The sequence below is a fragment of the Flavobacterium sp. GW821-FHT12A05 genome (assembly GCF_058807735.1).
Genome location: NZ_JBXAQY010000005.1, coordinates 418,580 through 444,794 on the forward strand (window position 1 = coordinate 418,580; position 26,215 = coordinate 444,794).

Consider the following 26,215-nt stretch of genomic DNA (forward strand, 5'->3'; position numbering starts at 1 on the left):
ATTATTTACTAAACAATAAAAAAGCTATAGCCAAGGTAACGATAACATTGAATAATTGTGCTATTAAAAAGGCATACAATGGTTTACGGCTGTTGTTGGCTAACAAATCCTTAAAATTGGTTTCTAACCCTATGCTTGTAAATGCCAATGCAAACCAAATTCCCTGCAGGTTTTTTAGACTATCTTTTACTCCGTCTCGGGTTTCCGGTGTAATTAAAAAAGAGAAAAGTAAAGAAGCACCGATAAAGCCAATTACAAATTTTGGAAAGCGTTCCCAAATAACTTTTAAGGTTGGTTTTGATGCTTCAATTTCTGATGTTGTATTATGTGAATAGGTCCAATAAACAGAAATGACAAAAGCGGCTAAACCTAATAAAACATTTTGAGAGAACTTTACAATCGTACTGATCTTTAAGGCGGTTTCACCCACTAAAGTTCCAGAAGCTACAACAGCGCCTGATGTATCGATACTGCCGCCAAGCCAGGCTCCGGTTACTTCTTCGGGGAAATTGAAATAGCGGGCAATAATGGGCATGAAAATCATCATGGGGATTGCAGTTACCAAAACAATCGAAATGACATAAGACAATTTCTTTGAATCGCCTTTTATAGCTCCTGAAGTTGCAATTGCAGCCGAAACTCCACAAATAGAAACTGCACTTGAAATCATCATGGTTAGTTCGTCGTCGACTTTTAATTTTCGGCAAAGCCAAAAAGCAAAATACCAGACCGATATTACAACAAACAAAGCCTGAAATAAACCTAATGAACCTGCCTTTAAAATATCAGAGAAAATAACGCTGGTTCCTAATATAACTAATCCAATTTTTACAAAAACTTCTGTAGAAAGTGCTGATCGAAACCATTCCGGAAGTGTAAAGAAATTGCCAATTGCCAACCCAATGATCAAACTGAAAATTACGGCTTCTAAATTTATAGATTTTATAGAAGCGTTTCCAGCCAGAATAAGAGCAATGAGGGTTAGGAGATAAACGACAGGGAAAGTAAAAAGAAAATACTTTACTGATTTTCCAATTAAAAAAGCGCCAAGCGTTCCAATAGAAATTAGATACAAAAATTGAATTAAAAGGATTTTGAGATTTCCGAAATCGAATACTTTTGTTTTTAAATCCGTAATCGTTGACCAATTGAAAACCGGAACTTCGGGAAGAAAAACAAAAAGAGAAATTCCAATTATTATAAATCCCAGAATTACGACGGTCCAGTCTTCGTGAATGTTGAATTGTTTGGGTTGAGCTGACATATTTTTAGTTGAATTAATCTAAGAATTATTTATTCTGAGATTTTATTTTGTATTGCCTCTAGCTTTAGCTGGAGGTAAAATATTATTGATGAACAAGGCTTTAGCCGAATAAAAAGTTTGGCTAAAGCCTTCTGTATTCTAAATTTTTAAATCTCCAGCTAAAGCTGGAGGCAATTCATTTCTTTATATAAGGTTTTTAAAACCTGTCGGTATTATAAATCGACAAAGTATTTTTGTTTGCCAAAATCAAATTCGTAATAAGTTAGATTAGGCCATAAAGGTTTAACGAGACCTTTTTCCCAGTTTTGTAAAGCATCGTGTAATTCTTTTACTTTTTCGGGATTTTTTGGGGCCAGATCTGTTGTTTCAGATTTGTCTTTTGCGAGATTGTAAAGCCATTCTTCATGTGTTTTGCCACTGATGACTAATTTCCAGTCACCGCTTCGAACTGCTTTTGCATCGCCGGAACGCCAGAATAAATCTTTATGTGCTGGTTTATTGTTATTGACAACATCAATTAAATTAACGCCGTCATAAACACGGTCTTTTGGCAAACCGGAATGTGTTACAGCCGCGATAGTACTAAAAATATCCAAAGAACTTACAGGAGTTTTATAAATGGTATGCGGTTTAATTGTTCCTTTCCATGAAAGTGCAAACGGAACATTGATGCCGCCTTCAAAATGAGAAAATTTCCCACCTTTAAGAGGCGCATTTGTTGTGGCAAAAGTATAGTCGGCACCACCATTGTCGCTGGCAAAAAAGATCAGGGTATTTTCTTCTAAACCTTCTTTTTTTACTTTAGCCCTAATTCTTCCAATGGCATCGTCGAGTGCGCTGATCATGGCAAAATAGACACGTTTGTTTTCGTCTTTTACATTCGGGAAACGATCGTAGTATTTTTTGCGAACCTGAAATGGCGTATGAGGCGCATTAAACGGAACATAAAGCAAAAACGGTTTGTTTTTATTTTTATCAATAAAAGCTTCTGCTTCGTCAGCAAATGTTTCGGTTAGATATTTTTTATCTTTTATGATGGTGGTATCTCGGCGGATTTGTCCAATGCCGACACGGCCGTTGCCCCAAATCATTTTATCGGTAAAATCTTTGTGATGATGGTTGATAATATCCGGGTTATCATCTTCGGGCGTGTAAAGGGAGAAAGCCTGATAAAACCCGTAATGATAATCAAAACCTCTGTCTAAAGGAAAAAATCCTTTGTTATGACCCAAATGCCATTTCCCGATAATGGCTGTGCTGTAACCTTGTTTTTTGGCTAAGTCGGCAAAAGTAATTTCAGACTGCGGTAAACCTTGCGTAGCGATTGAAGCTTCGTTGGGATAATTGATTTTTTTATTTAATCTCCAGTTGTTGGTATTGATTAAATATTTAAAAGCATAATATTCTAAGTTGTTTTTTGGATACCGATCTCCAGGCTGATATTCATGTCCAAATCGTTCCTGATACCGTCCGGTTAATAATCCGGCACGTGAAGGCGAACAAATAGAAGATGAAACATACCCTTCGGTAAAAGTAACTCCGGATGCCGCAAGAGAATCGATTTGCGGTGTTGGTGCGGCTTTTCCTCCGTATAACGAAATATCATATTTGCCTAAATCATCGGCAAGAAGAATGATAATATTAGGCTTTTTTTCGGAGGTTTTAGAAGTGTCTTTTTGAGACAAAAATGCTGCTTTTCCTTCGGCAAGTTTTTCATCTGCTTTGATCAAAGTTCCATCTGTATTGATGGGCCAGAATAAAAATGCTGCTAAAATAAGAAGCACTATTAAAATGGGTAGAATAATCTTGGTTATTTTTTATAGGCTGCCATAGGGTTAGTTTTTTTATAAGAACTTTGACAAAGTTTTGAGGTATTTTTTTTAGGATGAAGATTGTTTGTTACTTAACAGCCAAAGCCACATCAACCTCTTTTTTCAAATTTTCAAAGCCTTCTTTTTTGAAAACTATTTTTCCGTTTTGATATAAAATCAAGGTTGGAAAAACTTTGATTGTTTTTAAATCGGCAATGACTTGTGTATTGTCTTCTAAATCAATTTCTACAATTTTTAAATTCGGGCCGTATTGTGCTTTGATGGTTTCTAAAACTGGTTTTACTTTTTTGCAGGCACCGCAGTAAACAGATCCAATATCAACCAAAACATCTTTGTTTTCGGCGATTATTTTATTGTATTCTGCAAGGGTCAGTTTGCTTTTTGAATTCGAATAAAAAGGTTTTCCGCTTCCAATCCAGTTGGCGATACCGCCTTCTAAACTATAGGCTTCTTTAAAACCGTTTTTTAGTAATTCGTCGGCCAGCCAAACACTTCTTCCTGCACCAATAGAATAGGTGAATACAGGTTTTGTTTTATCTAGTTTAGCAACTTGCTGCGCGTAATCTTTTGATTCCAGGTTAAAATTTACCGCTCCTTTAATGTGGTTTAAAGCAAATTCTTCGGGACCTCTGGCATCAATTATCTGCGGCTTTTTTTCGTTTTGAATTTTGCTGTAAAAAACATCCAGCGAAACGGTATTTGAACTTTTATTCTGCGAAACCCCCACGATTGTAAAAAGCAGGATGAATGCGGTGATGCTTATTTTATTTTTCATAATCTATGTTTTGAATAAAGCCGACAGTGTATTCAGGTTTATTTGAATACACTGCCTTGCTTTTATGGTTGATTTAAAATTTTAAGATTAAACCTGTTCTAAAACCGGAGCAGGTTCTGCCGCTTCTACAACATTTTCTACTGGTTTCGCTTTTAGAGGAAATGACAATACACCATCGGCAAGAGAACTTCCTTCTTTTTTAGATTTGAATATCGGCCATAAAAACTGCGCGTACCATTCTTCTTGTTTGTATGATTTTGTTCCGTACGATTCCGGGAATTTGCGAGTGATTAATCCGGTTCCAAAAATGACATCCCAAATGAAAAACATATTTCCAAAGTTTCCTTTAAAATGTCCAACACCGTCTCCGCTTGTATCAGCATGATGCGCGTGATGTGTTGCCGGAGTAGAAATCAAACGTTCTAAAACCCATGCAATTGGATGCAGCGCTTTGTATTTGTAAAAAGGTTTGTCCCACGCAATACTTGAATGTGCGCCTAAAGTGATAAAGCTTTTAATAACTAAAACAAATAAAGCCGGTAATCCTAAACCTAGATAGGTTAAAGTGGCTGTTAAATAAATTTGAGAAAATAAAACCGTATATATAAAGTTTTGTCTTGAAGCCATCGCCATTCCCATATATGGAGCCGAGTGGTGTGTTCTATGGAAACGCCATAAAAAGGGTACTTGGTGATGCAGTCTGTGGTACCAGTATTGCGTTAAATCATCGGCGATTGCAATTAGGAAAAAACCTCCCCAAAACGGAACCCATGATAAAGTGTTGGCCAAATCTGGAATTAAATAAGGTAAAACTGTTAAACTGAAAAAGGTAATTACAGGCGGTAAAAGTAATTTTGGAGCGAGGAAACAAACGATATCTATTTTGCGTTCTTCACCTGTCCATTCGTCATCGTATAAACCTGCCGTAAACTCAATAACACCTAAAACCAGCATAAAGACAATTAATCCCCAGGTACGGATGTTTTCGAATGCAGGTTTTGCAAATTCTAAAAAGGAAGGTAAGGTAAGATGCGATTCGCTTACAACACCATTTGTTAATTTAAAATACAGAAAAATTGCCACAACTGGCAAGCTGTATATTAAAAGACTAATACTCAAATCTCTTGTTAGTTTTTCTTTTTGAACTATTGCCATGATTTCTTATTTTAATAATTGATTAATTAATGCTAAACCTCCGGCTAATATGACCAGTGGTACTAAAAATACAATTGCCCCTACGACAATTTTTTTTCCTATAATTTCATAATCTACTCGTTTCATATCTTTTTGTATTTAAAGAGTTTAGAGGTAAAATTAAATAAGTTAACTGCTAATTCTATGGATTTAGTAGAATTTTGTTGTTTGATTTTTCTCTAATTTGTTATAATCCTTTTATTTACTTCACTTTTTGAATGGTTGGAAGTGTTTCAATATAACCTGCAAAGTTTTGAAAACCTTGCAGGTTGTATAATCTATCTATTAGTTGCTGCTTCCTGCGCTTCCTGGTTTAGTAACTTGTTTCACTAAATCCTGAAGTGTCTTTCCTTTATCAGCTCCTGTATTATGAATTCTTCTATTGTAAACATCCTGCCAGTCAATCAACGGGTAAACATTGTTTTCTTTTGCCTGTTCGTCAAATAATTTTTGAAGTTCAGCCAGTTTTTCAGGATATTTTTTAGCCAGGTTGTTACGCTCGTTAAAATCTTCGTTTAAGTTGTATAATTCCCAAACATCTGTGTCGAAGTTACTTGCTGTTGGTTTTTCGTTTTTGCCTAAAGATTGTTTTACTGCAAATGAATCCGGAAGATGTGCCGCAGCAGCTTTCCATCCATCTTTATAAATCGCTCTGTTTCCAAAAATGTAATAGTATTGTACTTTGTGCAAAGACTCAGCTTTTGGATTGTCTAAAGAAGCCTGGAAAGAAGAACCCTGAATTTTATCCTGCTTGATTTCTTTGATATATTCCGGAGCTTTAATTCCTGCAATGTCTAAAGTTGTTGGAAGTAAATCTGTTACGTGGCTGTATTGATTTCTGATACCGCCTTTGTCTTTAATTCCGTTTGGATAAAATACAATTAACGGATTACGAGTTCCACCTTCAGATTGGGCATCTTGTTTCCAGTTTTTAAAAGGAACATTTGTTGCCTGTGCCCATCCTAAAGGATAGTTGGTATTTAGACCTTTTGGCGTTCCAATTTCTCCAATATTAGCCAGATTGCTTTTCAGATTTTCTTCGTCTGATTTTCCTTGAGAAAACAAGCTTTGGTTAATAGTTCCTTGCAAAGTTCCTTCTTTACTTGCTCCATTATCACCAATTGCGACAAAAATTAAAGTGTTGTCAAGCTGATTGCTTTCTTTTAAATAATTTACCACTCTTCCAATTTCAGCATCTGTATACGTTAGGAATCCAGCGTAAGTTTCCATGAATCTGGCATATACTTTCTTTTGGTCCGGTGATAATTTTTTCCATTCTGTAATAAGTGCATTGCGTTCCGGCAATACCGCATTAGCAGGAACAACACCTAGTTTCTTTTGGTTTGCCAATACTTTTTCGCGGTATACATCATAACCTTCGTCAAATTTTCCTTTGTAAGGTTCGATCCATTTTTCGGCAACCTGATGAGGTGCGTGTACAGCTCCCGGCGCATAGTATAAAAAGAATGGTTTTCCCGGCGCTGCTTTTTGCTGTTTTTGAATGTAGCTGATGGCTTTGTCTGTAATTAATTCATTTAAATGGCGTCCGTCAGGTTTAATATGAACCTGATCTTCAACTAAATCAGGATTGTATTGATCTGTCTGTGAACCTAAGAATCCGTAGAAATGATCGAAACCTTTTCCGGTTGGCCATCTGTCAAACGGACCAGCGTCTGTAGCTTCTTCATCTGGAGTAACTCCATATTTGCCCACTGCGAAAGTGTTGTATCCGTTTTCGCGTAAAATTTCTGCAATTGTTCCTTTATCGGAAGGAATTCTTCCGTCCCATCCAGGAAAACCTGCCGATAAAATAGTGTGCGAAAAGCCGCTTACGTGTACTTTTCCTGAATTTCTTCCCGTTAATAATGCCGCACGAGTAGGAGCACAAATAGCAGTTGTATGAAAGTTGGTGTAACGTAAACCGTTATTGGCCAGATTTTCAAAAGTTGGAGTTTGAATTAAACCGCCAAAAACACTGGCAGCTCCAAAACCAACATCATCTAATAAAATCCAAACAATATTTGGTGCACCTTTTGGCGCTTTAACCGGATCCGGCCAATATTCTTTAGAGTCGGCTAAAGTTTTACCAATAACGCCTTTAAATTCTTCTGGTTTCTCTTGTGCAAAACCTAATTGTGCAACTAGTAATGCCGTAATCAAAAGTCCTTTTTTAGGGCTTTTAATAATAAGGGTATTTTTAAAATTTTTCATAACTAATAGTTTTGTGGTTGATTATTAATATCCGGGATTTTGTGGTAAACCTACTGGGTCGATATTTCTTTCGCTTTGCGGAATTGGGTAAAGATTGTTTCTTTCTGAAACAGAATTTTTAGCGGTAACTTTTTTAACTTCTGTAACCAGCGTTCCCCAACGAACTAAGTCAAACCAGCGCTGTCCTTCCTGAACAAATTCTTTTTTGCGTTCTTCCTGAATGGCGGCTCTAAACGTTACTTGATTTAATCCGCTTAAATCGATTGTAGGGTCTGGCGTTGTAATTGGTTTTCCATAAGCTCTTCTTCGTACCTGATTAAGTAATTCATAAGCTTCAGGTGTTGGTGTGCCCTGTTCGTTTATGGCTTCTGCCAAAGACAATAAAATGTCGGCATAACGAATAAGCGGGAAGTTGATCGCTACGTTTCCAGGTGTTGCCAAATTGCTTAAATCCAAATATTTTTTGAAAATAGGCTTTGGAAAAGTATAAAGCGTTCCTGTAGTGGGGTTAAGCAGTTGTTTGGCATAACTCACATCTCTGCGTGTATCTCCTGGCGCATAAATATCATAAAACAAAGCTACATCCGAAATAATATCAGCAGGTTCTGTTGCTGTAAATCCAGTAAATGATGTCGATTGAAATGTGCTGCCGCTTGATCCGTTTCCGGCTTGATTCGGCTCAAACTGAACAGAGAAAATATGCTCTTTTCCGTTCTTTTTTGTTTTAGTAAAAATGTCCTGAAAGTTTTCGAATAAAGCATATCCGTAACCTCCGTTAATTACTTCTCTGGATTTTGAAATAGCGTTTGGCCAGTCTTTTCTAGTCAGATACACTTTTGCCAAAATAGCTTTTGCAGCTCCAGACGTCGCACGGCCGGCATCTGCAGCAGGATACGCTGCTGGTAAGCTTTCGGCATCTGTTAAGTCTTTAATAATTTGTGCGTATACATTATCTACAGATTCTCTTCTGGATTTTAAACTTTCTAGCTGAATAGATTTTGGTTCATGTAAAACAATCGGAACGGCTCCCCAAATACGAACGGCCTGAAAATAAAGCAATCCTCTAATAAATTTAGCTTCATTGATTAATCTTGTTTTAACGGTTTCAGATCCAGAAACTTTCGGGATATTGTCAATTGAAACATTGGCCCTGTTAATTCCTGCATAGATTTGTCTCCAGGCTACCTGTACACGGTCGTTAGTAGCATCATGAGTTAAACTGCTCATAGCTCTAACCTGTGGGTTGGTTGCCGAAACTCCGGCTGCAGCATAATCAGAACCCATATCGGTTAAGAAATAAAGGTTTCTTCCAAATAAACTCTGCTCACCCGGATCAAGGCTTAAAGATGCATAAACAGCTGTTACGCTTGCAGTGGCATCATCTTGAGTTTTAAAGTAATTATCTTCGGTTACAAATGAGGTTGGTGTTACCTCAAGGTCCGCGCACGATATAAATAAACCGACGCTTAGTAGAAATGTTATGATCTTTTTCATTTTATATTTTTTTACTTAGAAAGTTACGTTCAGGCCCGAGATGAATGTTTTCGAGTTTGGATAAGAACCAAAATCAATTCCCGGATATAAGTTGTTTTGTTCGTATGAACTTACCTCTGGATCATAACCAGTATATTTTGTCCATGTAATTAAGTTTTCTGCCGATATGTAGAATTTCACGCTTTTGGTTCCCAGTTTTTTAGAAACGCTTTTAGGTAAAGTGTAGCCAAGTGTGATTAATTTTAATCGTAAGAAAGAAGCATCTTCTACATAACGCTCTGAAACGATTCCTAAAGGAGAACTAGATGCCCTAGGAATCTCATTGCTCGGATTCGAAGGTGTCCAACGGTCTAATAAAGTCGACGCGGCATTTGTTCCAAGAGTAGAAATTTCTAACTGCTGATTTAAAGCATTGAATATTTTACCGCCGTAAGATCCCTGGAAAGAGAAATTCAAATCGAAATCTTTGTATGAAACCGTGTTGCTGAAACTTCCAACGAATTTGGGCTGAGAAGATCCTAAATTGCCTTTATCAAGAGCAGTAATTACACCGTCGCCGTTTGTGTCAACATATTTTCTGTCACCTACTTTAGTATTGGCTAAACTGTTAATTTTTGGCTGCGTATTTACTTCTTCCTGAGTTTGGAAAATTCCATTGGTTCTATATCCCCAGAAAGTTCCCAATGGCAGACCCACTTTTACGGTTACAGGCTGCTGCTGTAATAATGAACCGTTTGGCACCACAGGAAAAAATTGATCAACACCGTTTCCTATGGCAACTACTTTATTTCTGTTGGCAGAAAATACGATATTCGAATTCCAGGAGAAATTTTCTGTTTTTAGGTTTTCAGTTGTTAAACCAATTTCGATACCTTTATTTTCAACACCTCCAATGTTTTGAAGAACCGTTGCATATCCTGATGTAAGCGGTACTGGAACGTTAATTAATAAATCGTTTGTTTTTTTGTAATACACATCAAAAACAAAATTCACTTTTCGGTCTAATAATGATAAATCTAAACCAACATTATATTGATTTGTTTTTTCCCATCTCAAATCCGGATTTGCTAATCGGGTAGGAGCAAGACCTGTATATAAAGTTCCTCCAAAAGAATAGTTTACAGAACCCATTTGAGCTAAGGCAAGATAATTTCCAATTTCTTGATTTCCGGTTGTTCCGGCTGTAATTCTAAGTTTAGCTTCGGTTACGCCTTTTATGTTGTTTGCAAATTCTTCATCGGTAATATTCCAGGAGAAACCTGCTGATGGGAAATAACCCCAAAGCGATTCAGAACCAAATCTTGAAGAGCCATCGGCACGTGCAGAAAGTGTAAAGTTGTATTTTCCTTTATAAGAGTAATTTACTCTCGCAAGCCATGATTTTAAAACACTTTCAAATGCATCGCTGTATGGTTTTACTGCTACACCATCTTGCAAAGCGTTATAAGTATTGGCATCATTTATAAAAGTGTTGGCGCCGGCATTTACTACTTCACCTTGTGTGTATTGAAGTGTGTAACCTCCTAAAGCTGAAAATTTGTGATTTTCGCCAAAGGTTGTGTTGTAATTCAATGTGTTTTCATTTAATACAGAACTTACTAATCGGTCTCCAACAGAAGCTAAACCTTTTGTTCCTGCACCAGTTGTTGTGTTGGCAGGAGCGTAATAATTTTGCTTTGTATTTAATACATCACCGCTTACTGCCACTTTTGCCGTTAATTTTTTAGTGATTTTATATTCACCAAATAAACTGGTCAAAATTCGGTTTAGTTTAGTTTCGTTTGTTGTATTGACTAAATCATTAATAGGATTTGGAATATAACCGTTAACCGAAGTAGCGTAAGGATTATTAGTTACATTGTAGCTTCCATCTTCATTTTTAATGGGTACAACCGGAGCATTTAATAAAATACTTACAAGCGGGTTTGGATTTCTTCCAGCAGCCGCACCGCCATTTGTTCCTACTCCGTTTGAGATGGAGTGGCTGTAATTAGCATTTACGCCAAATTTAAAATTCTGAGAATAATTCTTTTCGTAGTTGATGCGAAGTGAAATTCTTTTAAAATCAGATCCAAGTACAATTCCTTCCTGATCAAAATATCCGGCAGAAACAGCATAACGTGATCTTTCGTCGCCTCCGGAAAAAGACAATTGGTGATTTTGAACCGGAGCGGCAGTTCTAAATGCCGCCGACTGCCAGTCGTAGTTTCCAGACGTTTTTAAAGCCTCAATTTGTGCCGCCGAAAAAGAAGGTGCCTGACCAATACTTGCCTGAACATCATTTCTTAAACTTGCCCATTCGCTGGCATTCATTAAATTGAGTTTTTTTGAGATGTTTTGAAATCCAAAATAACCCTGATACGAAATATTATCTTGTCCTTTCGTTCCTTTTTTGGTTGTAATAATAACAACACCATTTGCCCCTCGGGAACCATAAATTGCCGTTGCCGAGGCATCTTTCAACACTTCAATAGATTCAATATCAGCTGGGTTTATAGTAGATAATACGTTGACACTGGCACCGGCAAAAGATACCCCTGCCGAACTGTTATTGTTGTCATTATAAATAAGGATTCCGTCAACCACATACAAGGGTTCATTACCTGCCGTAATAGAGTTTCCGCCGCGAATACGAACACTCGATGAAGCACCCGGACGGCCAGAACTTTGTGTAACTACCACACCAGCCACAGCACCTCTTAATAAGTTATCTGCCGATGAGGTTACCTGAGATAAATTTGCCTTTGGAACCGAAGCTACAGAACCCGTGATGTCTTTTCTTTTTTGGGTTCCGTAACCCACTACAACTAATTCGTCAAGTTCTTGTCTTTCTTCTTTTAAATGAATAATAACGGGATTTTTATCAACTACGATTTCCAGTTTTTTATATCCAATGTAACTTACAATTAAGGTGTAAGGAAATTTCTGACCAGTCTGAAAATAAAATTTTCCTTCGGTATCTGTCTGTACACCGTGAGTGGTACCTTTAATGTTTACTGATGCGCCTATAATGGGCTGATTTGTAATGTCATCGACTACAGTTCCGTCGAGTTTAGATTGTATAAGCGGTGTTGTATTTTGTGCCTGAAATTGCAGGGATGTTAACAAAATTGTAACCCATAAAATGAGGTTTATATTTTTTTTCATTTCTTTGTAACGGTTTAAGTAATTAACAAGGCGCCCTGAGAGCTGAATTTTCAGCACTCTGATTGTGTCCTTGATTTAGTGATAAATGTTCTTTAAGCCTCGCCATTTCTGTTGCCGCAGAAATGGCTTTTTTTATTTACAGCAGCTGGTTTGCAATGTTTTCATTTTTAGTTTTTTTAGTTGGTTAATTATTTTCTTTTTTAAAATATAGGTATATTCAAAAATCTTTCTGCTGCACATTTAATGCATCAACTAGAAGTTTGTAATTCAATAAAGGTAATCTTGTGGTGAAATTGAGATTTGGTTTTTAGATTTAGAAATTAATCTATTAACGAATGTATTGCATTGGGAATTAGCAACAGAAGCACATATAACAACAATTGTTATAAGTATATTTTTTAGGAAGAATATAAGACGATATGCTTTCGGTTGTTTTCAAAATATAGTTTTTTTGGTTTCAAATATTATTTATAAACTCTACTAATCCTATAGACAAAGTTAATTTTAATATAATAAAAACCAAAAATTTATTCTTTTTTTTTTATTTGAAGCGAAAAAAATATTTTAAGATTATTTTAATTTTATTTTAAGTCGTTGATTATTAGTGATTTGTTTGTTGTTTTGTGTAAAGGTAAAATATTAAAAATGGTTTTTGAACGTGATAAAAAATGTAGTATTTTATACTTAATTTTCTCGTTTTTAAAAACTTAGCAAATTTTTGAGTAAGTCAAAAAACGATTCAAAACGTCGAGTTTTGATTAATTTATAAAAATTACATTGATTTTTAACCAAAAATTATTTTTTGTCAGAGCAGCTAATACGTAAGAAAATATACTGCTTAAATTGAGCATCAAACTTGAACTTTTTAAGAGTAAAAAGCCCCTTTTTTGTGAAAATATTCCACAATCATCTAATAATTAACATTTTAGTTTTGTTTTTTTTGTACATTTATTCTGTAATTTTTTTGTACAAAATTTAAGATGATGCAATTTCTATGTTTTGAAAAGGGGTTTTAGGAAGAAATAAAAAGATCTTACTTATTGCATAAACCAAAAATCTTACAAATATTTTTTTCTTCTACGCCTGTATCTAATTAAAAATCACAATTTTGTTTTTGAACTATCTAATATTTAGATGTTTATTATTTGTTTTGTATTAAGATAAAACTATCTTTTAATATGATATATATCATATTTTGTAAGAATCAAACGGTCTAATTTTGTGTTATAAATTGAGTAGACACATACTCTCTATAATTAAAATTAGATATTTTAATATTTATATATGAATAATCTATCTCAATCGCACAGAATTTTATTTTTAAACACATTTGCTTTTACAATTTGTTTTGCCTGTTGGACATTAAATGGTGTTTTAGTAACTTATTTAGTAGATAAAGGTATATTCAATTTTACAGTAGTCGAAACTGGATGGTTATTAGGAATTCCTATTCTTTCGGGTTCAGTATTCAGACTTCCAATCGGGATTTTAACAGACAAATACGGAGGTAAAATAGTTTTTTCTACTTTACTATTATTATGTTCTATTCCGCTTTTTCTTCTTCCTTTTGCAGGCTCATTCTGGAGTTTTGCTGTATTAAGCTTTTTTTTCGGTTTAGTTGGTACAAGTTTCGCCGTTGGAATTGGGTATACTTCAATATGGTATCCAAAAGAATGGCAGGGAAGAGCTTTAGGAATTTTTGGAATGGGAAACGCCGGAGCAGCAATTACCACTTTTATTGCGCCAACGCTGTTAAATTATCTATCTGAGAACGATCCGGTAAATGGCTGGAAAATGCTTCCTGTTATTTATGCTGTAACCCTAGTGTTTATTGGGTTTCTTTTTATTGTTTTTGCTAAAAATAAAACCAATCAGGGAGTTTCAAAAAACATGAAAGAATTACTGTCACCGCTTAAAAATATGCGTGTTTGGCGTTTTGGAGCGTATTACTTTTTGGTTTTTGGTTTTTTTGTCGCGTATTCGCAATGGCTTCTTCCAAATTTTATGAATGTATATCACACCACCTTAGTAATGGGCGGTATGTTTGCTACACTATTCAGTCTGCCATCAGGAGTCGTTAGAGCTTTTGGCGGCTATCTTTCAGATAAATTCGGTGCCAGAAAAGTAATGTACTGGGTTTTAGGATCATCAATCGTAATCAGCTTTTTATTGATGTTTCCAAAAATGGAAATCTTTACCGCAGGTCCCGGCGTTATGTCTATGAATAATGGAATCGTAACCGAAGTAACGACTGATAAGATAGTTGTAAATGGAAAAACGCATCAAATAAATGCTAAACAAGAATCAGATGCTAAAGAATCTATTTTTCCTGTAAAAAACTCCTGGCAGGAAATTGTTGTTAAGCAAAATCAAGAAGTTAAAAAGAAAGAATTGCTCGCAGAAGGAATTACGCAAATTAAATTCAGCGCAAACCTTTGGGTTTATTTGGTGCTTGTAATTCTTATAGGGATTTCATGGGGAATAGGAAAAGCGGCAGTTTATAAATATATACCGGAATATTTTCCAAATGAAGTGGGAGTTGTAGGAGGAATGGTTGGATTGATAGGTGGTTTAGGAGGCTTCTTAGGGCCCATTATTTTTGGCTACCTGCTTAATTACACCGGTCTCTGGACCAGTTCATGGATTTTCATTTTCGTAGTTTCTGTCCTTTGTCTGTTATGGATGCACAGAACAATTATAAATGCGATGAATAGTAAATCACCAGAATTTACACGAGAAATAGAAGATAAATAATAAATTAAAATTTGAATAAAGATGAAAACTTGGTTAGATAAATGGAATCCGGAAGATGAAGCATATTGGAATGCTGGCGGAAGTAAAATTGCATGGAGAACTTTAATTATTACAACATTGACATTAACGTTATCATTTGCCTCTTGGTTTATGATGAGTGTTATTGCCGTTAAATTACCCGGTCTTGGATTTAACTTTTCTAAAGACCAACTTTTTTGGCTGACCGCAATACCTGGATTAGCTGCTGGATTTCTAAGAATTATCCACACCTTTATTTTACCAATATTTGGTACAAGACACGTAGTATCTTTTGCAACGGCGATAAAGTTAATTCCCGTAATCGGAATTGGTTTTGCTATTATGGATGTTAATACGCCGTTTTGGGTTTTTGCTGTTTTAGCTTTTACAACAGGTTTTGGTGGCGGTGATTTCTCTTCTTACATGCCAAGTACAAGTTTATTCTTTCCTCAAAGATTAAAAGGAACAGCACTGGGAATCCAAGCAGGAATTGGGAACTTTGGTGTTTCAATCGCACAATTTGTTACCCCGCTTATTATTAGTGTCGGAATTTATGGAGCAGCTTCTGGATTTACAAGTATAGACCCAAAAGAAACGATCGCTCTTTTTAAAAATTCAAGCGTAGAAAAACAAAAAGAAGTTTTCGCTGCCCTTGATGCTGATGTTCAGACAAAAATACTTTCTAATGTAAAGAAAAATGTAATAGATTCTGTAAGTACTGCAGTGAATTCTAATGATAATGTAGTAGTATTTACTTCGCTTCCGGTTAAAGCAAAAGCAAAAGCCATTGCGAATGCAAACCCAAAATTAGCCGAGAAAATCTTAAATAATATCAGTCCTGAAAATACAGCAGTTAAAAATACACAGATATATTTACAATCTGCTGCCTTTTGGTTTGCTCCATTTTTAATAATTATGGCACTTGTCAGCTGGTTTTACCTAAAAAGTATACCAATGAAAGCCTCTGTTAAAGAACAGCTGGATATATTTTCAAACAAACATACTTGGTATTGTACCATAACTTATGTAATGACTTTTGGAACTTTTGCCGGATTATCTGCTGCGTTTCCTTTAATGATTAAATTTTTATACGGTGATTTCCCTAATGCACCAGATCCTTTAGTATATGCTTTTTACGGTCCGCTAATTGGTTCTGCCAGCCGTATCGCTTTCGGATTTGTCGCTGATAGAGTAGGTGGGGCTATTTTAACTACCATTACAGGTTTAGGAATTTTAGCCGGATCAATTATTTTGGTTACACAAGGTTTAGTAGCACCAACAAGTATGGAACAATTCCCGCTTTTTGTAACGGTAATTTTAGCAATGTTCTTTTTTACCGGAATTGGAAATGCAGGTACGTTTAGACAATATCCAATTATCTTTAAAGAAAATGCACGTCAGGCTGCCGGAGTAATTGGATGGACAGCTGCAATAGCTGCTTTTGGACCTTTTATCTTTTCTAAGTTAATCGGAAATAATATTTCTTCTAATGGTACTGTAAATCAATTCTTTATTGGTGTTGCTTTTTTTGCTATATTAGCTACAGGTATCAATTGGTGGTTCTACAATCGTAAAAATTGTGAAAAACCAAGTTAAATAAGTAATCATTAAATCTAGTTTAAGATGAAAGATAAAACGTTTAATACCAAAGCCCTGCTTGTTGCTTCGCTAGTGTCCATACTTACAATTATACTTGTGTTTTATGGATCTAGACAACTTCAAAATTTTGATGCAGCATTAGTAACCTACTTATTCGGAACCGTATTTGCTTTCTTCGGAATTGTATATCGATATACTGTTTGGCTGCAAAGACCTCCAACTTGGATGTATTTTAAAAGAAGTATTAAATTCCTTTTTACCGGAAAAGTATTTTCTCATTTATGGTTTTTAGGAAAAGAATCAGTTGGAAATATTGTAGTGCAGAAATTTATTTATCCAAGAAGTAAATGGAGATGGTTTGCTCACTTTTGTATCGCTATAGGATGTTTATCTGCTTTTGCTATTACAATTCCGCTTACGTTTGGATGGATTCACTTTACACTGGCTCCTGATTCTATATCGATTTACGAAGCACATTTCTTCGGATTTAAAATGATGGATTTCCAAATAAACTCGTTTTTAGCATTTCTTATTTTTCATGCTTTAAACTGGTCATCATGGCTTGTCATAATTGGATCTGTTTATTACTTACGAAGAAGATTAACAAATCCTGGGTTAATTGCAACGCAGACTTTTGAAGGGGATTTATTGCCGCTTATTTTATTAATCGCTATATCTGTTACAGGATTGTGTCTGACTTATTCGTACCAATTCATGAAAGGATTTGCGTATGATTTTCTAGCCGTAATTCATGCTGTAACCGTTATTATGTTTTTAATATGGATTCCGTTTGGGAAATTCTTCCATATCATTCAGCGTCCAGCACAAATTGGAGCTCATATTTACAAGCAAGAAGGAATCAAAAAAGGAATGGCAATTTGTCCGCATACAGGAGAAGAATTTGCTACACAGCTTCATATTGATGATTTAAAAATTGTAACCAAACAATTGGGCTTTGATTTTACGCATGAAGATGGAACTTCTCATCTTGATTTAAGTCCGGAAGGAAAACGATCACGTTTAGCACAGGCACATCTAAGAGCCAGACAAGAAGGCGGTAATTTATTTGGATAATTTATAAAAAAGTACTCAGTCGCAGTTTTTAGTGCATAGATTAAAACTGGAAATTATATTAAAAAAGTATTCAGTCACAGTTATTAGTTTACAGATTAAAACTGAGATCAAGACTGAAAACTGCGACTGAAAACTTAAAACTAAAAAAAAATGGCAAAACTACCAGTATCAACTGAAAAAATAATAGAGGCTTTTGGCCCGCATTTGAATTATGCACCAATAGACGGTTATGTAGGGAGAGACGAACCGGATGATGTTGTAAAAACGCATTGTTGTTTTTGCGGTATGCAGTGTGGTATTCAATTATTGGTAAAAGAAAATAAAGTAGTAGGATTTGAACCTTGGATGGAGTTTCCTTTTAACGAAGGCCGTTTATGTCCAAAAGGTGTTCAAAGATATCTTCAAAACAATCACCCAGATCGACTTTTGCATCCAATACAGCGAGTAGAAGGAAAAGGATTTGAAAAAATTTCCTGGGATGATGCAATGGATAAAACCGTTTCTGAAATAAAACGAATTCAGGAAAAATATGGTAAACATGCTTTTTCTATGTTATCCGGAGTTTCGCTTACCAATGAAAAAAGTTATTTGGTTGGGAAATTTGCCCGTGTTGCTTTAAAAACAAGAAATCTGGATTATAACGGAAGATTGTGTATGGTGAGTGCCGGTGCCGGAAATAAAAAAGCCTTCGGTTTAGACCGCGCCTCAAATAACTATTCTGATTTAGAATATGCTGAAGTAATTATTGTTACCGGAGCCAATATTAGTGAAACTTTTCCAACGCTGACACATTGGATTTGGAAGGCTCGTGATCGCGGTGCTAAATTAATTGTGGTTGATCCAAGAATGATCCCGCTTGCGAGAACGGCTGATATTCATTTAGATGTTAAACCTGGAACAGATTCTGCTTTATATGGCGCAATGCTTAAATATTTAGTAGATCACGATATGCTGGATCATGATTTTATTGATAATTATACCTCAGGATTTCAGGAAACAATCGACGCTGTAAAAGATTATACTTTAGAATGGGCAGAAGAAGTGACCGGAATTGCTAAAGAAAAAATAAAAGCAGCCGCTGAATTATGGGGTAAAGCAAAAACAAGTTTTTTACTTCATGCACGTGGTATTGAACATCACTCTAAAGGAGTTGATAATGTGGTAGGCTGTATTAATCTGGTTTTAGCTACCGGAAGAATTGGAAGACCTTATTGCGGTTACGGAACGATTACCGGACAAGGAAATGGTCAGGGAGGAAGAGAACACGGACATAAATGTGATCAATTGCCTGGAAATCGTGATATTGAGAATCCGGAACACAGAAAATATATTTCTGAAGTTTGGGGTATTAAAGAAGAAGATTTGCCCCATACGGGACTTACAGCCTATGAAATCATCGAAGCTATTCATAGAGGTGAAATTAAAGGTTTAATTTCGTTGTGTTTCAATCCGTTAGTTTCTCTTCCAAACAATAATTATGTGCGTTCGGCATTAGAAAAATTAGAATTTTACGTTTGTATCGATTTCTTTTTAAATGAAACGGCTCGCCATGCAGATATTGTTTTAGCTGGTTCTTTACAGGAAGAAGAAGAAGGAACAACAACTTCTGCAGAAGGACGCGTTATCCGAATCAGACAAGCTGTTACGCCTCCGGGAGAAGCGAGAACCGATACTTCTATTTTACTTGAACTAGCAAAAAGACTGGGCGAAGAAGATAAATTTACTTACGATAACAGCGAAGCTGTTTTTAATGAACTTCGTGTTGCCTCAAAAGGAGGAACGGCTGATTATTTCGGAATAACGTATAAAAAAGTCGAAGATAATATGGGTGTTTTCTGGCCTTGCCCAACAGAAGATCATCCCGGAACACCAAGATTATGGGAAGATAAAAAATTTAAAACTCCTGATGGAAAAGCGCATTTTAATCCTGCTCCATATAAACTGCCCGGCGAAGTTACAGATGAAGAATATCCAATAACATTAACAACTGGTCGTGTCGTTTCTCAATATCTAAGCGGAACACAAACACGCCGAATAGGAAAACTGGTAGATCAGTTTCCTGAGCCAATGTTAGAAATTCATCCGGAATTAGCTCAGAAATATGGAATTAAGCAACGTGAATTAGTTAGAGTGGCAACCAGGAGAGGAGAAGGAATTTTCCCTGCAAATATTGTGGAAACAATTAGAAAAGATACTGTATTTATTCCATATCACTGGCCGGGTCATAAATCGGCTAATCAATTAACGCCGGGAACTCTAGATCCTATTTCTAAAATTCCGGAATTTAAAGTCTGCGCATGTTTATTGGATCCGTTGGGACAAATAGCACCGCCGTCTAAAGAATCTGAAGCGTATGCAAGTGTTTAATCTATAAAAAAGTGAACTTATGAATTTGACAAATTTTAATACGAACGAAGAGTTTTTTGTAGATATGCAGCGCTGCATTGGCTGTAAAGCCTGCGAAATGGCCTGCGCTGAATGTGAAACAAACGGACAGCAGACGTTAATTAGTGTCAACTATGTTGATCGTTCTTCAACCATTCAAACCACAGTTCAGGTTTGTATGCATTGCGAAGATCCGGTTTGTGCCAATGTTTGCCCGGCAGATGCTATTTCACAAGATGAATTTGGTGTGGTGCATACTGCCAGTACAGAAAGATGTATAGGGTGTTCAAACTGCGTTATGGCTTGTCCGTTTGGAGTGCCGAAAAAAGTCGAAGAATACGATATGATGATGAAATGTACGATGTGTTACGATAGAACAAGCGTTGGTAAAAAGCCTATGTGCGCCACGGTTTGTCCAAGTGGGGCGTTGTTCTATGGTACAAGAGAACAAATCGAAGAAATGCGACCTAACAGTACGCCAATAAACAATTTCATTTTTGGACAGGAAAAAGTGAAAACAAAAGTCAACATTATGATGCCAAAAGGCAGCACAGAATTAAGAATTTATTAAATCAGGATCATGTCAAAAGAAGATAATTTAAATCAAAACTGGAAAAAAGATTTCCCAATAAAAAAACAGGAATCAACTCAGGTAAGCCGACGCGATTTTGCCAAATTCCTAACTTTTGTTTCCGGCGGATTAATGGTGGGAAGCGGATTTGTAACGGCAAAAGCTTTTTTATTGCCAAAAGAAGAAGTACAAGGAGAGCATTTTATTTGCAATAAAGAAGAGGTTCCTGTGGGCGGAACCAGAGGTTTTGTTTTAGAAGGAAGTACAATTCCGTATATTTTAATACATCTGGAAACAGGTGAGTTTAGAGCTTACGAACAAAAATGCACCCATCTTTCCTGTTCTGTATTTTATAAACCCGGAACCGGAATTATACATTGCCCTTGTCACGAAGGATCGTTTGATGCTTTAACAGGTGATGTGATTGCGGGACCGCCGCCAAGAGCTTTACCTCAATTAGAGGTTGTATTTAAAGACAATGGAGTTTACGTAAAAGCAATGATTGAGAAAAAAGACAGTTAAAAAGACAACTAATTGTATAATTTAATATAAAAAGATATGAGTACTTTTAGACGCAGCCAGAACCGTTCGAATCCTAATAAACTGAACAATATACTTTCGACATTAATTTTTATTCTAATTCTAAATGTCAGTATCCAAATTTGGCTTTTATATGCTTCTTTAAACAATGCTTTAGAAAATAATAAAGAAATTTTAATTCCGGCATTTATAGCTTCGGCAATATTATTTTTAATTGGTTTTGCATGGCTGTATTATCTTCCGCAGGGAAATTTTAGAAAGAAACAACGATAATCTTTCTGTTTTCAAAGCTATTTAAGTTTTTCTGAACGTATTTAAAAGAATTAAGCTAAATTTATATTTTTTAAAATATTTCAGTACTAATGAATTTAACTAAGTAAAAATACTTATATTTGTAATAAGTATTTTTTTGCTTATAATTAAAATAGCAATAATGATTAAAGTAGAAGAAGCCATAGCGATTATTGAAGCGAACAGTGCAAAAATGCCTGTAGAGAAAATTTCAGTACGCAAAGCATTAGGTTATATTTTGGCTGAGAGAGTGCTTTCGCCAATTAATATGCCGCCGTTTCGTCAATCGGCAATGGATGGATATGCTTTTATTCATAGTATAAAGCATCAATATGATGTAGTAAGTGTTTCTCAGGCTGGAGATCATTCGAATATAAAATTAAAGCCAAATCAAGCCGTAAGAATATTTACCGGAGCTTTTGTACCTGATGCCGCTGATACGGTAGTGATGCAGGAACATGTAATGGCAAATAAAGATTCAATTTTGATTGCCACAATGCCTCAGAAACTTTCAAATGTGCGCCCAACAGGAGAGCAGATTGGTAAAGACGATGTTGTATTTGAAGAAGGAACTTTAATAACTCCCGCCGCAATTGGTTTTTTAGCCAGTTTGGGAATTACAGAAATAGAAGTTTATAAAAAACCGAAAGCTGCTATTTTAGTTACGGGAAACGAGTTAGTACAGCCGGGTAAAAAACTTAAAAAAGGAAAGATTTTCGAAAGTAATTCAGTTATGCTTGAAGTCGCGCTTCAGACTATCGGAATAAATAAAACGAAAGTTTACAGAGTGAAAGATAATCTGAAAGATACTAAAGAGGCATTAAAAAGTATTCTGAAAAAATACGATATTGTTTTAGTTTCGGGAGGAATTTCGGTTGGGGATTATGATTTTGTAAAAGAAGCTTTGTTGCAGAATAATGTAAAGGAACTTTTCTATAAAATTAATCAGAAACCTGGAAAACCAATGTTCTTTGGGGCTAAAAAAGAAACTTTAGTTTTTGCGCTGCCTGGAAATCCAGCCTCATCGCTGACCAATTTTTATATTTACGTTTCTCCGGCAGTAAAAAACAGAATGGGATTTTTGGAAATACATAAGCCAAAGGTAGTGAGGAAATTAAATTCGGATATTACAAACAATACCGGGAAAACATTGTTTTTGAAAGCTAAATATGATGAAACAAATGTTACAGTTTTAAATGGTCAAAGTTCAGCAATGCTTAATACATTTGCGGTTGCCAATAGTTTATTAATTGTGCCGGAAGATATTGAAGAATATAAAAAAGATCAATTAGTTACATTATTGCCAATTGATTAAATTTTAGAATAAAAAAATAGAGAAAATAGATTTTTAAGTATCAAAGACGAAAAGCGGTGTATAATTTAAAACATACAGCTAAAACCTTGAGACTTTAAACCTGAAACCTGAAACAAATACTCAATGAACCTATTAAGTTCCGAAAACATATTATTATTTAGTTTCGCATTAATCGTTATTGCGTTTTTGTATTCAAGCGTGGGACATGGCGGTGCTTCGGGATATTTAGCATTAATGACCATTTTTGCTTTTCCGGTTGCGATTATGAAACCATCGGCTTTATTGTTGAATTTGTTTGTTTCGAGTATTTCATTTTATTTTTATTATAGAATGAATTATTTCAAACCCAAGCTTTTTTATCCTTTTGCTATAGCGTCGATTCCGGCAGCATTTATTGGCGGATTTGTCACTTTAGACAATACGATTTATAAAATAGTTTTAGGAATTGTACTGGTTTTTGCAGCGCTGCGATTGTTTGGGATATTTAATTTTAAAGAAAAGGAATCCGTAAAAATTAATCTTCCGTTTGCATTAGCGATTGGTTTTGCGATTGGTTTATTATCAGGAATGTTAGGAATTGGAGGTGGTATTATTTTAAGCCCGATTTTATTGTTTTTAGGATGGGCATCAGTAAAAGAATCAGCAGCGATTTCAAGTTTATTCATTTTTGTGAATTCATTTGCCGGAATGCTGGGATTCTTTCTGGGAGGAAAAACAATCCCAATGGAGAGTTTTTATTTAGTACCTATTGCAGTTATAGGAGGTGTACTTGGAGGATTTTACGGCAGCGGCTATTTTTCTAACAAAACATTAAAAATAGTTTTAGGAACAGTGATTTTAATGGCAAGCGTTAAATTGATTTTTCCTTGAAATAATAAATTAGAATTAACCGCAAAGTACGCAAGGTTTTGTAAAAGCGGTTTATAAAAATAGCAAAGTTAAGTTCGCAAAGCTTTGCGAACTTAATTTAAAACAGACCAAATGAATAAAAAAACTTAGCGCACTTTGCGGTTAAATTTTTTCTCATTTCAATCTGAAACCTGAAACAAGAAAAGACCATGGAAACACCAACAGTATTTATTCTTTGCGGCGGAAAAAGTTCTCGAATGCAGTCAGAGAAAGGATTGGTTTTGTTTCAGAAAAAACCATTTATAGAACATATTATTCAGGCGATTTTGCCTATTACAGATAAAATAAAACTGATTACGGCATCCAAAGAATACGATTATCTGCCGTATCAAAAAATACAGGATATTATTTCAGATAAAGGTCCGTTAGGTGGCATTTATACTGCTTTATCAAATTCTAAAACCGAGTTTAATTTGATTTTAAGCTGTGATATTCCGTTGATTTCGACAGAATTATTAAGAGAGTTAATTTCAAAACATACCGAAGAAGCCGGAATTACCGTTTTTGCTTCAGAAAGTAAAACGCATCCATTAATTGGAATTTATTCAAAGAAAATTGTTTCGATTATCAAAAGTGCTATAGATTCGGATGAATTAAAAATGATGGATTTGCTGGCCAAAGTGCCTCATCAAATTTTGAATATAGAAGAAAGTGAAAATTTTCATTTGACAAATATTAATTCGGCAGACGAATTAAACGACCTGAATATCAATTTAAGTTAGAGATTATGAAAAGCTTAAAAACACCAAAATTAACGATTGTTGGCGCAGGTCCGGGAGACGTTGAGTTGATAACAATGAAAGCTATAAAAGCTTTAAAAAGTGCTGATGTAGTACTGTATGACGCTTTGGTCAACGAAGAACTATTGGGATATGCCCAAAACGCTGAGATTATTTTTGTTGGAAAACGTTTGGGTTGTCATGCTTACACGCAGGACCAAATTAATGAATTGATTGTTTCTATGGCAAAAATCCACGGACATGTGGTGCGATTAAAAGGCGGTGATCCTTTTGTTTTTGGAAGAGGAAGTGAAGAAATCGAGTTTGCAGAAGATTTTGGAATTGAAACCGCTATTGTTCCTGGGATTTCATCTGCTTTGGGAGTTCCTGCTTCGGTTGGAATTAGTTTGACACAGCGAAAAGTGGCCGAAAGTTTCTGGGTGATAACCGGAACAACATCAGATCATAAATTGTCAAAAGATGTTCATTTGGCTTCGAAATCTGCTGCAACCGTAGTTATTTTGATGGGAATGCATAAATTGAATGAAATAATTGCTATTTATCAGTCAAACAGAAATGACGATTTGCCAATTGCAATTATTCAGAACGGAACGAAAAATTCCGAACAAAAAGTGATTGGAACCATTAACACAATTACTAAATTGGTAGTTGAAAAAAATATAGCATCGCCTGCAATTATTGTGATTGGCGAAGTAGTTAGAAATACTTCAAGCTGGATTTCCTATTTTCAGGAACATTTTGAAGATGAATTCATTTTTCAGAATTTAAATTTATAAAAATGATTGAGATTAAATATTTTGGAGCTGTTGCCGAAAAGACAAAGTGTGAGTTTGAAAAGGTTACTTTTTCTGAAGTTTCACTGCAAGATTTATTGCGTGATTTGGATGAAAAATACCAATTTGAATCGCTTTCTTTCAGCGTAGCCGTAAATCAAAAAATAGTTTCAAAAAATGCAGATTATGATTTGCAAACAAATGATATTATAGCATTATTACCGCCGTTTGCCGGAGGATAATTTATATTTATGGAGTCATCGAAACGATATAACAGACAAATGATTCTTCCTGAAATTGGAGAGGAAGGCCAAAGCAAGTTACTAAAATCTAAAGTTTTAGTGATTGGAGCAGGAGGTCTTGGTGCAGCAATTTTGCCCTATTTGGCAGCAGCGGGAGTAGGAGAGATAGGAATTGTAGATGATGATGATATCGAAATTTCAAACCTTCATCGTCAGGTTATTTACAAGAGTTCGGCTGTTGGAAAATCTAAGGCTGAAGAAGCTAAATTGATGATTTCAGAATTGAATCCGTTAGTTAAAGTAAATGCTTTTTCGGAAAGATTGTCCGGAAACAATGCGATTTCGTTATTTGAAAAGTATGATATTATTGTTGATGCAACCGACAATATTTCGATTAAATATTTAATAAACGATGCTTGTTTGGTAACAAATAAACCAATGGTTTACGGATCTATTTTTAGATTTCAGGGACAAGTTTCGGTTTTCAATTATCAAGATGGACCAACTTATCGATGTTTATATCCAGATGAAAATAATAACGCATTAAATTGTGAAGAAGCTGGAGTAATAGGAATTTCGGTTGGAATTATTGGAATGTTTCAGGCAAATGAAGTTTTAAAAATGATTCTCGGAATTGGAAACGTTTTAAGTGGGAAAATATTAGTTTATAATATTTTGAGCAACGAACAGCAAAAGTATGATTTCGATAAAAGTGAAGCCCATTCAATAACCAGAGCTGCATTTGAAGAAAAATATAACAAAACAGAAAAACAAGTCAAAGAAATAGGTTTTGAGTTGGTTTTGGAAGAAATAAACAACGATGAAGTTTTATTTTTGGATGTGAGAAATGAAGATGAAGTTCCAAAAATAAGTTTAAAAAATCAGATTCAGATTCCGTTGCCGAATTTAGAAAAAGAGATAGAGAAACTGAATAAAAATCAGACCATTTATATTTTCTGTCAATCGGGAGTTCGAAGTGAAATTGCTGCGAAATTGCTTCAAGAACAAGGTTTTAAGAATGTAAAAAGTATTGCTGGAGGCGCTTTGGCTATGAAAGAATTATTAAAAGAGAAAATTGGAGTTTAGA

Annotated in this window: 20 protein-coding genes; 13 read left to right on the forward strand and 7 right to left on the reverse strand. The window is 35.3% G+C overall.

Annotated features, from left to right (window positions below; translation table 11 throughout):
• Position 1: 1 nt before the first annotated feature.
• The 7 genes from AC1RRQ_RS14125 to AC1RRQ_RS14155 form a co-directional block, all read right to left on the reverse strand.
• Positions 2-1,264 carry a YeiH family protein gene (locus tag AC1RRQ_RS14125; protein ID WP_493023677.1) on the reverse strand — a complete coding sequence of 421 codons (1,263 nt, stop codon included), beginning with the start codon at positions 1,262-1,264 and terminating at the stop codon, positions 2-4.
• A 212-nt stretch (positions 1,265-1,476) separates the two neighbouring features.
• Positions 1,477-3,048, reverse strand: coding sequence for a sulfatase-like hydrolase/transferase (locus AC1RRQ_RS14130; protein WP_493023678.1), 1,572 nt, complete (start codon positions 3,046-3,048; stop codon positions 1,477-1,479).
• Positions 3,049-3,163: 115 nt separating this feature from the next.
• The gene (locus AC1RRQ_RS14135) at positions 3,164-3,871 is read right to left on the reverse strand and encodes a thioredoxin domain-containing protein (protein ID WP_493023679.1); all 708 of its coding nucleotides are present in this window, start codon (positions 3,869-3,871) and stop codon (positions 3,164-3,166) included.
• 87 nt (positions 3,872-3,958) lie between these two features.
• The gene (locus tag AC1RRQ_RS14140; RefSeq protein WP_493023680.1) at positions 3,959-5,026 is read right to left on the reverse strand and encodes a sterol desaturase family protein; all 1,068 of its coding nucleotides are present in this window, start codon (positions 5,024-5,026) and stop codon (positions 3,959-3,961) included.
• Positions 5,027-5,350: 324 nt separating this feature from the next.
• A complete protein-coding gene (locus AC1RRQ_RS14145; protein ID WP_493023681.1) occupies positions 5,351-7,276 on the reverse strand; it encodes an arylsulfatase in 1,926 nt (641 codons plus the stop codon).
• Between the two features lie 24 nt (positions 7,277-7,300).
• Positions 7,301-8,770 carry a RagB/SusD family nutrient uptake outer membrane protein gene (locus tag AC1RRQ_RS14150; protein ID WP_493023683.1) on the reverse strand — a complete coding sequence of 490 codons (1,470 nt, stop codon included), beginning with the start codon at positions 8,768-8,770 and terminating at the stop codon, positions 7,301-7,303.
• A gap of 15 nt (positions 8,771-8,785) precedes the next feature.
• Entirely contained in the window at positions 8,786-11,917 is a 3,132-nt protein-coding gene (locus AC1RRQ_RS14155; RefSeq protein ID WP_493023684.1) for a SusC/RagA family TonB-linked outer membrane protein, read from the reverse strand.
• Positions 11,918-13,201: 1,284 nt separating this feature from the next.
• Here AC1RRQ_RS14155 and AC1RRQ_RS14160 point away from each other — a divergent pair.
• From AC1RRQ_RS14160 to moeB, 13 genes are all read left to right on the forward strand, one after another.
• Positions 13,202-14,671, forward strand: coding sequence for an MFS transporter (locus AC1RRQ_RS14160; RefSeq protein ID WP_493023685.1), 1,470 nt, complete (start codon positions 13,202-13,204; stop codon positions 14,669-14,671).
• 21 nt (positions 14,672-14,692) lie between these two features.
• On the forward strand, positions 14,693-16,285 hold the full coding sequence (locus AC1RRQ_RS14165) for a magnesium transporter MgtE N-terminal domain-containing protein (RefSeq protein ID WP_493023686.1): 1,593 nt from the start codon (positions 14,693-14,695) through the stop codon (positions 16,283-16,285).
• A gap of 27 nt (positions 16,286-16,312) precedes the next feature.
• Positions 16,313-17,362, forward strand: coding sequence for an MFS transporter (locus tag AC1RRQ_RS14170; RefSeq protein WP_493023687.1), 1,050 nt, complete (start codon positions 16,313-16,315; stop codon positions 17,360-17,362).
• A 150-nt stretch (positions 17,363-17,512) separates the two neighbouring features.
• On the forward strand, positions 17,513-19,729 hold the full coding sequence (locus AC1RRQ_RS14175; RefSeq protein WP_493023688.1) for a molybdopterin oxidoreductase family protein: 2,217 nt from the start codon (positions 17,513-17,515) through the stop codon (positions 19,727-19,729).
• A 19-nt stretch (positions 19,730-19,748) separates the two neighbouring features.
• Positions 19,749-20,318 (forward strand): 4Fe-4S dicluster domain-containing protein, encoded by a 570-nt coding sequence (locus AC1RRQ_RS14180; RefSeq protein ID WP_493023689.1) that lies wholly within the window; start codon positions 19,749-19,751, stop codon positions 20,316-20,318.
• A 9-nt stretch (positions 20,319-20,327) separates the two neighbouring features.
• The gene (locus tag AC1RRQ_RS14185) at positions 20,328-20,840 is read left to right on the forward strand and encodes a Rieske (2Fe-2S) protein (RefSeq protein ID WP_493023690.1); all 513 of its coding nucleotides are present in this window, start codon (positions 20,328-20,330) and stop codon (positions 20,838-20,840) included.
• Positions 20,841-20,876: 36 nt separating this feature from the next.
• Positions 20,877-21,131 carry a DUF6755 family protein gene (locus AC1RRQ_RS14190; protein WP_493023691.1) on the forward strand — a complete coding sequence of 85 codons (255 nt, stop codon included), beginning with the start codon at positions 20,877-20,879 and terminating at the stop codon, positions 21,129-21,131.
• A 160-nt stretch (positions 21,132-21,291) separates the two neighbouring features.
• On the forward strand, positions 21,292-22,464 hold the full coding sequence (locus AC1RRQ_RS14195; RefSeq protein WP_493023692.1) for a molybdopterin molybdotransferase MoeA: 1,173 nt from the start codon (positions 21,292-21,294) through the stop codon (positions 22,462-22,464).
• Between the two features lie 123 nt (positions 22,465-22,587).
• Positions 22,588-23,334, forward strand: coding sequence for a sulfite exporter TauE/SafE family protein (locus AC1RRQ_RS14200; RefSeq protein WP_493023693.1), 747 nt, complete (start codon positions 22,588-22,590; stop codon positions 23,332-23,334).
• Positions 23,335-23,522: 188 nt separating this feature from the next.
• Positions 23,523-24,095 (forward strand): molybdenum cofactor guanylyltransferase, encoded by a 573-nt coding sequence (locus tag AC1RRQ_RS14205; RefSeq protein WP_493023694.1) that lies wholly within the window; start codon positions 23,523-23,525, stop codon positions 24,093-24,095.
• Between the two features lie 5 nt (positions 24,096-24,100).
• Positions 24,101-24,889 carry a uroporphyrinogen-III C-methyltransferase gene (cobA, locus tag AC1RRQ_RS14210; protein WP_493023695.1) on the forward strand — a complete coding sequence of 263 codons (789 nt, stop codon included), beginning with the start codon at positions 24,101-24,103 and terminating at the stop codon, positions 24,887-24,889.
• A gap of 2 nt (positions 24,890-24,891) precedes the next feature.
• A complete protein-coding gene (locus AC1RRQ_RS14215) occupies positions 24,892-25,128 on the forward strand; it encodes a MoaD/ThiS family protein (protein WP_493023696.1) in 237 nt (78 codons plus the stop codon).
• Positions 25,129-25,137: 9 nt separating this feature from the next.
• The gene (gene moeB / locus AC1RRQ_RS14220) at positions 25,138-26,214 is read left to right on the forward strand and encodes a molybdopterin-synthase adenylyltransferase MoeB (protein WP_493023697.1); all 1,077 of its coding nucleotides are present in this window, start codon (positions 25,138-25,140) and stop codon (positions 26,212-26,214) included.
• Position 26,215 lies beyond the last annotated feature (1 nt).

Excerpts from the sequence above, each read along its gene's own strand:
- AC1RRQ_RS14125 (WP_493023677.1), bottom strand. The coding sequence starts at position 1,264 with ATGTCAGCTCAACCCAAACAATTCAACATTCACGAAGACTGGACCGTC.
- AC1RRQ_RS14135 (WP_493023679.1), bottom strand. The coding sequence starts at position 3,871 with ATGAAAAATAAAATAAGCATCACCGCATTCATCCTGCTTTTTACAATC.
- AC1RRQ_RS14140 (WP_493023680.1), bottom strand. The coding sequence starts at position 5,026 with ATGGCAATAGTTCAAAAAGAAAAACTAACAAGAGATTTGAGTATTAGT.
- AC1RRQ_RS14145 (WP_493023681.1), bottom strand. The coding sequence starts at position 7,276 with ATGAAAAATTTTAAAAATACCCTTATTATTAAAAGCCCTAAAAAAGGA.
- AC1RRQ_RS14150 (WP_493023683.1), bottom strand. The coding sequence starts at position 8,770 with ATGAAAAAGATCATAACATTTCTACTAAGCGTCGGTTTATTTATATCG.
- AC1RRQ_RS14155 (WP_493023684.1), bottom strand. The coding sequence starts at position 11,917 with ATGAAAAAAAATATAAACCTCATTTTATGGGTTACAATTTTGTTAACA.
- AC1RRQ_RS14160 (WP_493023685.1), top strand. The coding sequence starts at position 13,202 with ATGAATAATCTATCTCAATCGCACAGAATTTTATTTTTAAACACATTT.
- AC1RRQ_RS14165 (WP_493023686.1), top strand. The coding sequence starts at position 14,693 with ATGAAAACTTGGTTAGATAAATGGAATCCGGAAGATGAAGCATATTGG.
- AC1RRQ_RS14170 (WP_493023687.1), top strand. The coding sequence starts at position 16,313 with ATGAAAGATAAAACGTTTAATACCAAAGCCCTGCTTGTTGCTTCGCTA.
- AC1RRQ_RS14175 (WP_493023688.1), top strand. The coding sequence starts at position 17,513 with ATGGCAAAACTACCAGTATCAACTGAAAAAATAATAGAGGCTTTTGGC.
- AC1RRQ_RS14180 (WP_493023689.1), top strand. The coding sequence starts at position 19,749 with ATGAATTTGACAAATTTTAATACGAACGAAGAGTTTTTTGTAGATATG.
- AC1RRQ_RS14185 (WP_493023690.1), top strand. The coding sequence starts at position 20,328 with ATGTCAAAAGAAGATAATTTAAATCAAAACTGGAAAAAAGATTTCCCA.
- AC1RRQ_RS14190 (WP_493023691.1), top strand. The coding sequence starts at position 20,877 with ATGAGTACTTTTAGACGCAGCCAGAACCGTTCGAATCCTAATAAACTG.
- AC1RRQ_RS14195 (WP_493023692.1), top strand. The coding sequence starts at position 21,292 with ATGATTAAAGTAGAAGAAGCCATAGCGATTATTGAAGCGAACAGTGCA.
- AC1RRQ_RS14200 (WP_493023693.1), top strand. The coding sequence starts at position 22,588 with ATGAACCTATTAAGTTCCGAAAACATATTATTATTTAGTTTCGCATTA.
- AC1RRQ_RS14205 (WP_493023694.1), top strand. The coding sequence starts at position 23,523 with ATGGAAACACCAACAGTATTTATTCTTTGCGGCGGAAAAAGTTCTCGA.
- cobA (WP_493023695.1), top strand. The coding sequence starts at position 24,101 with ATGAAAAGCTTAAAAACACCAAAATTAACGATTGTTGGCGCAGGTCCG.
- AC1RRQ_RS14215 (WP_493023696.1), top strand. The coding sequence starts at position 24,892 with ATGATTGAGATTAAATATTTTGGAGCTGTTGCCGAAAAGACAAAGTGT.
- moeB (WP_493023697.1), top strand. The coding sequence starts at position 25,138 with ATGGAGTCATCGAAACGATATAACAGACAAATGATTCTTCCTGAAATT.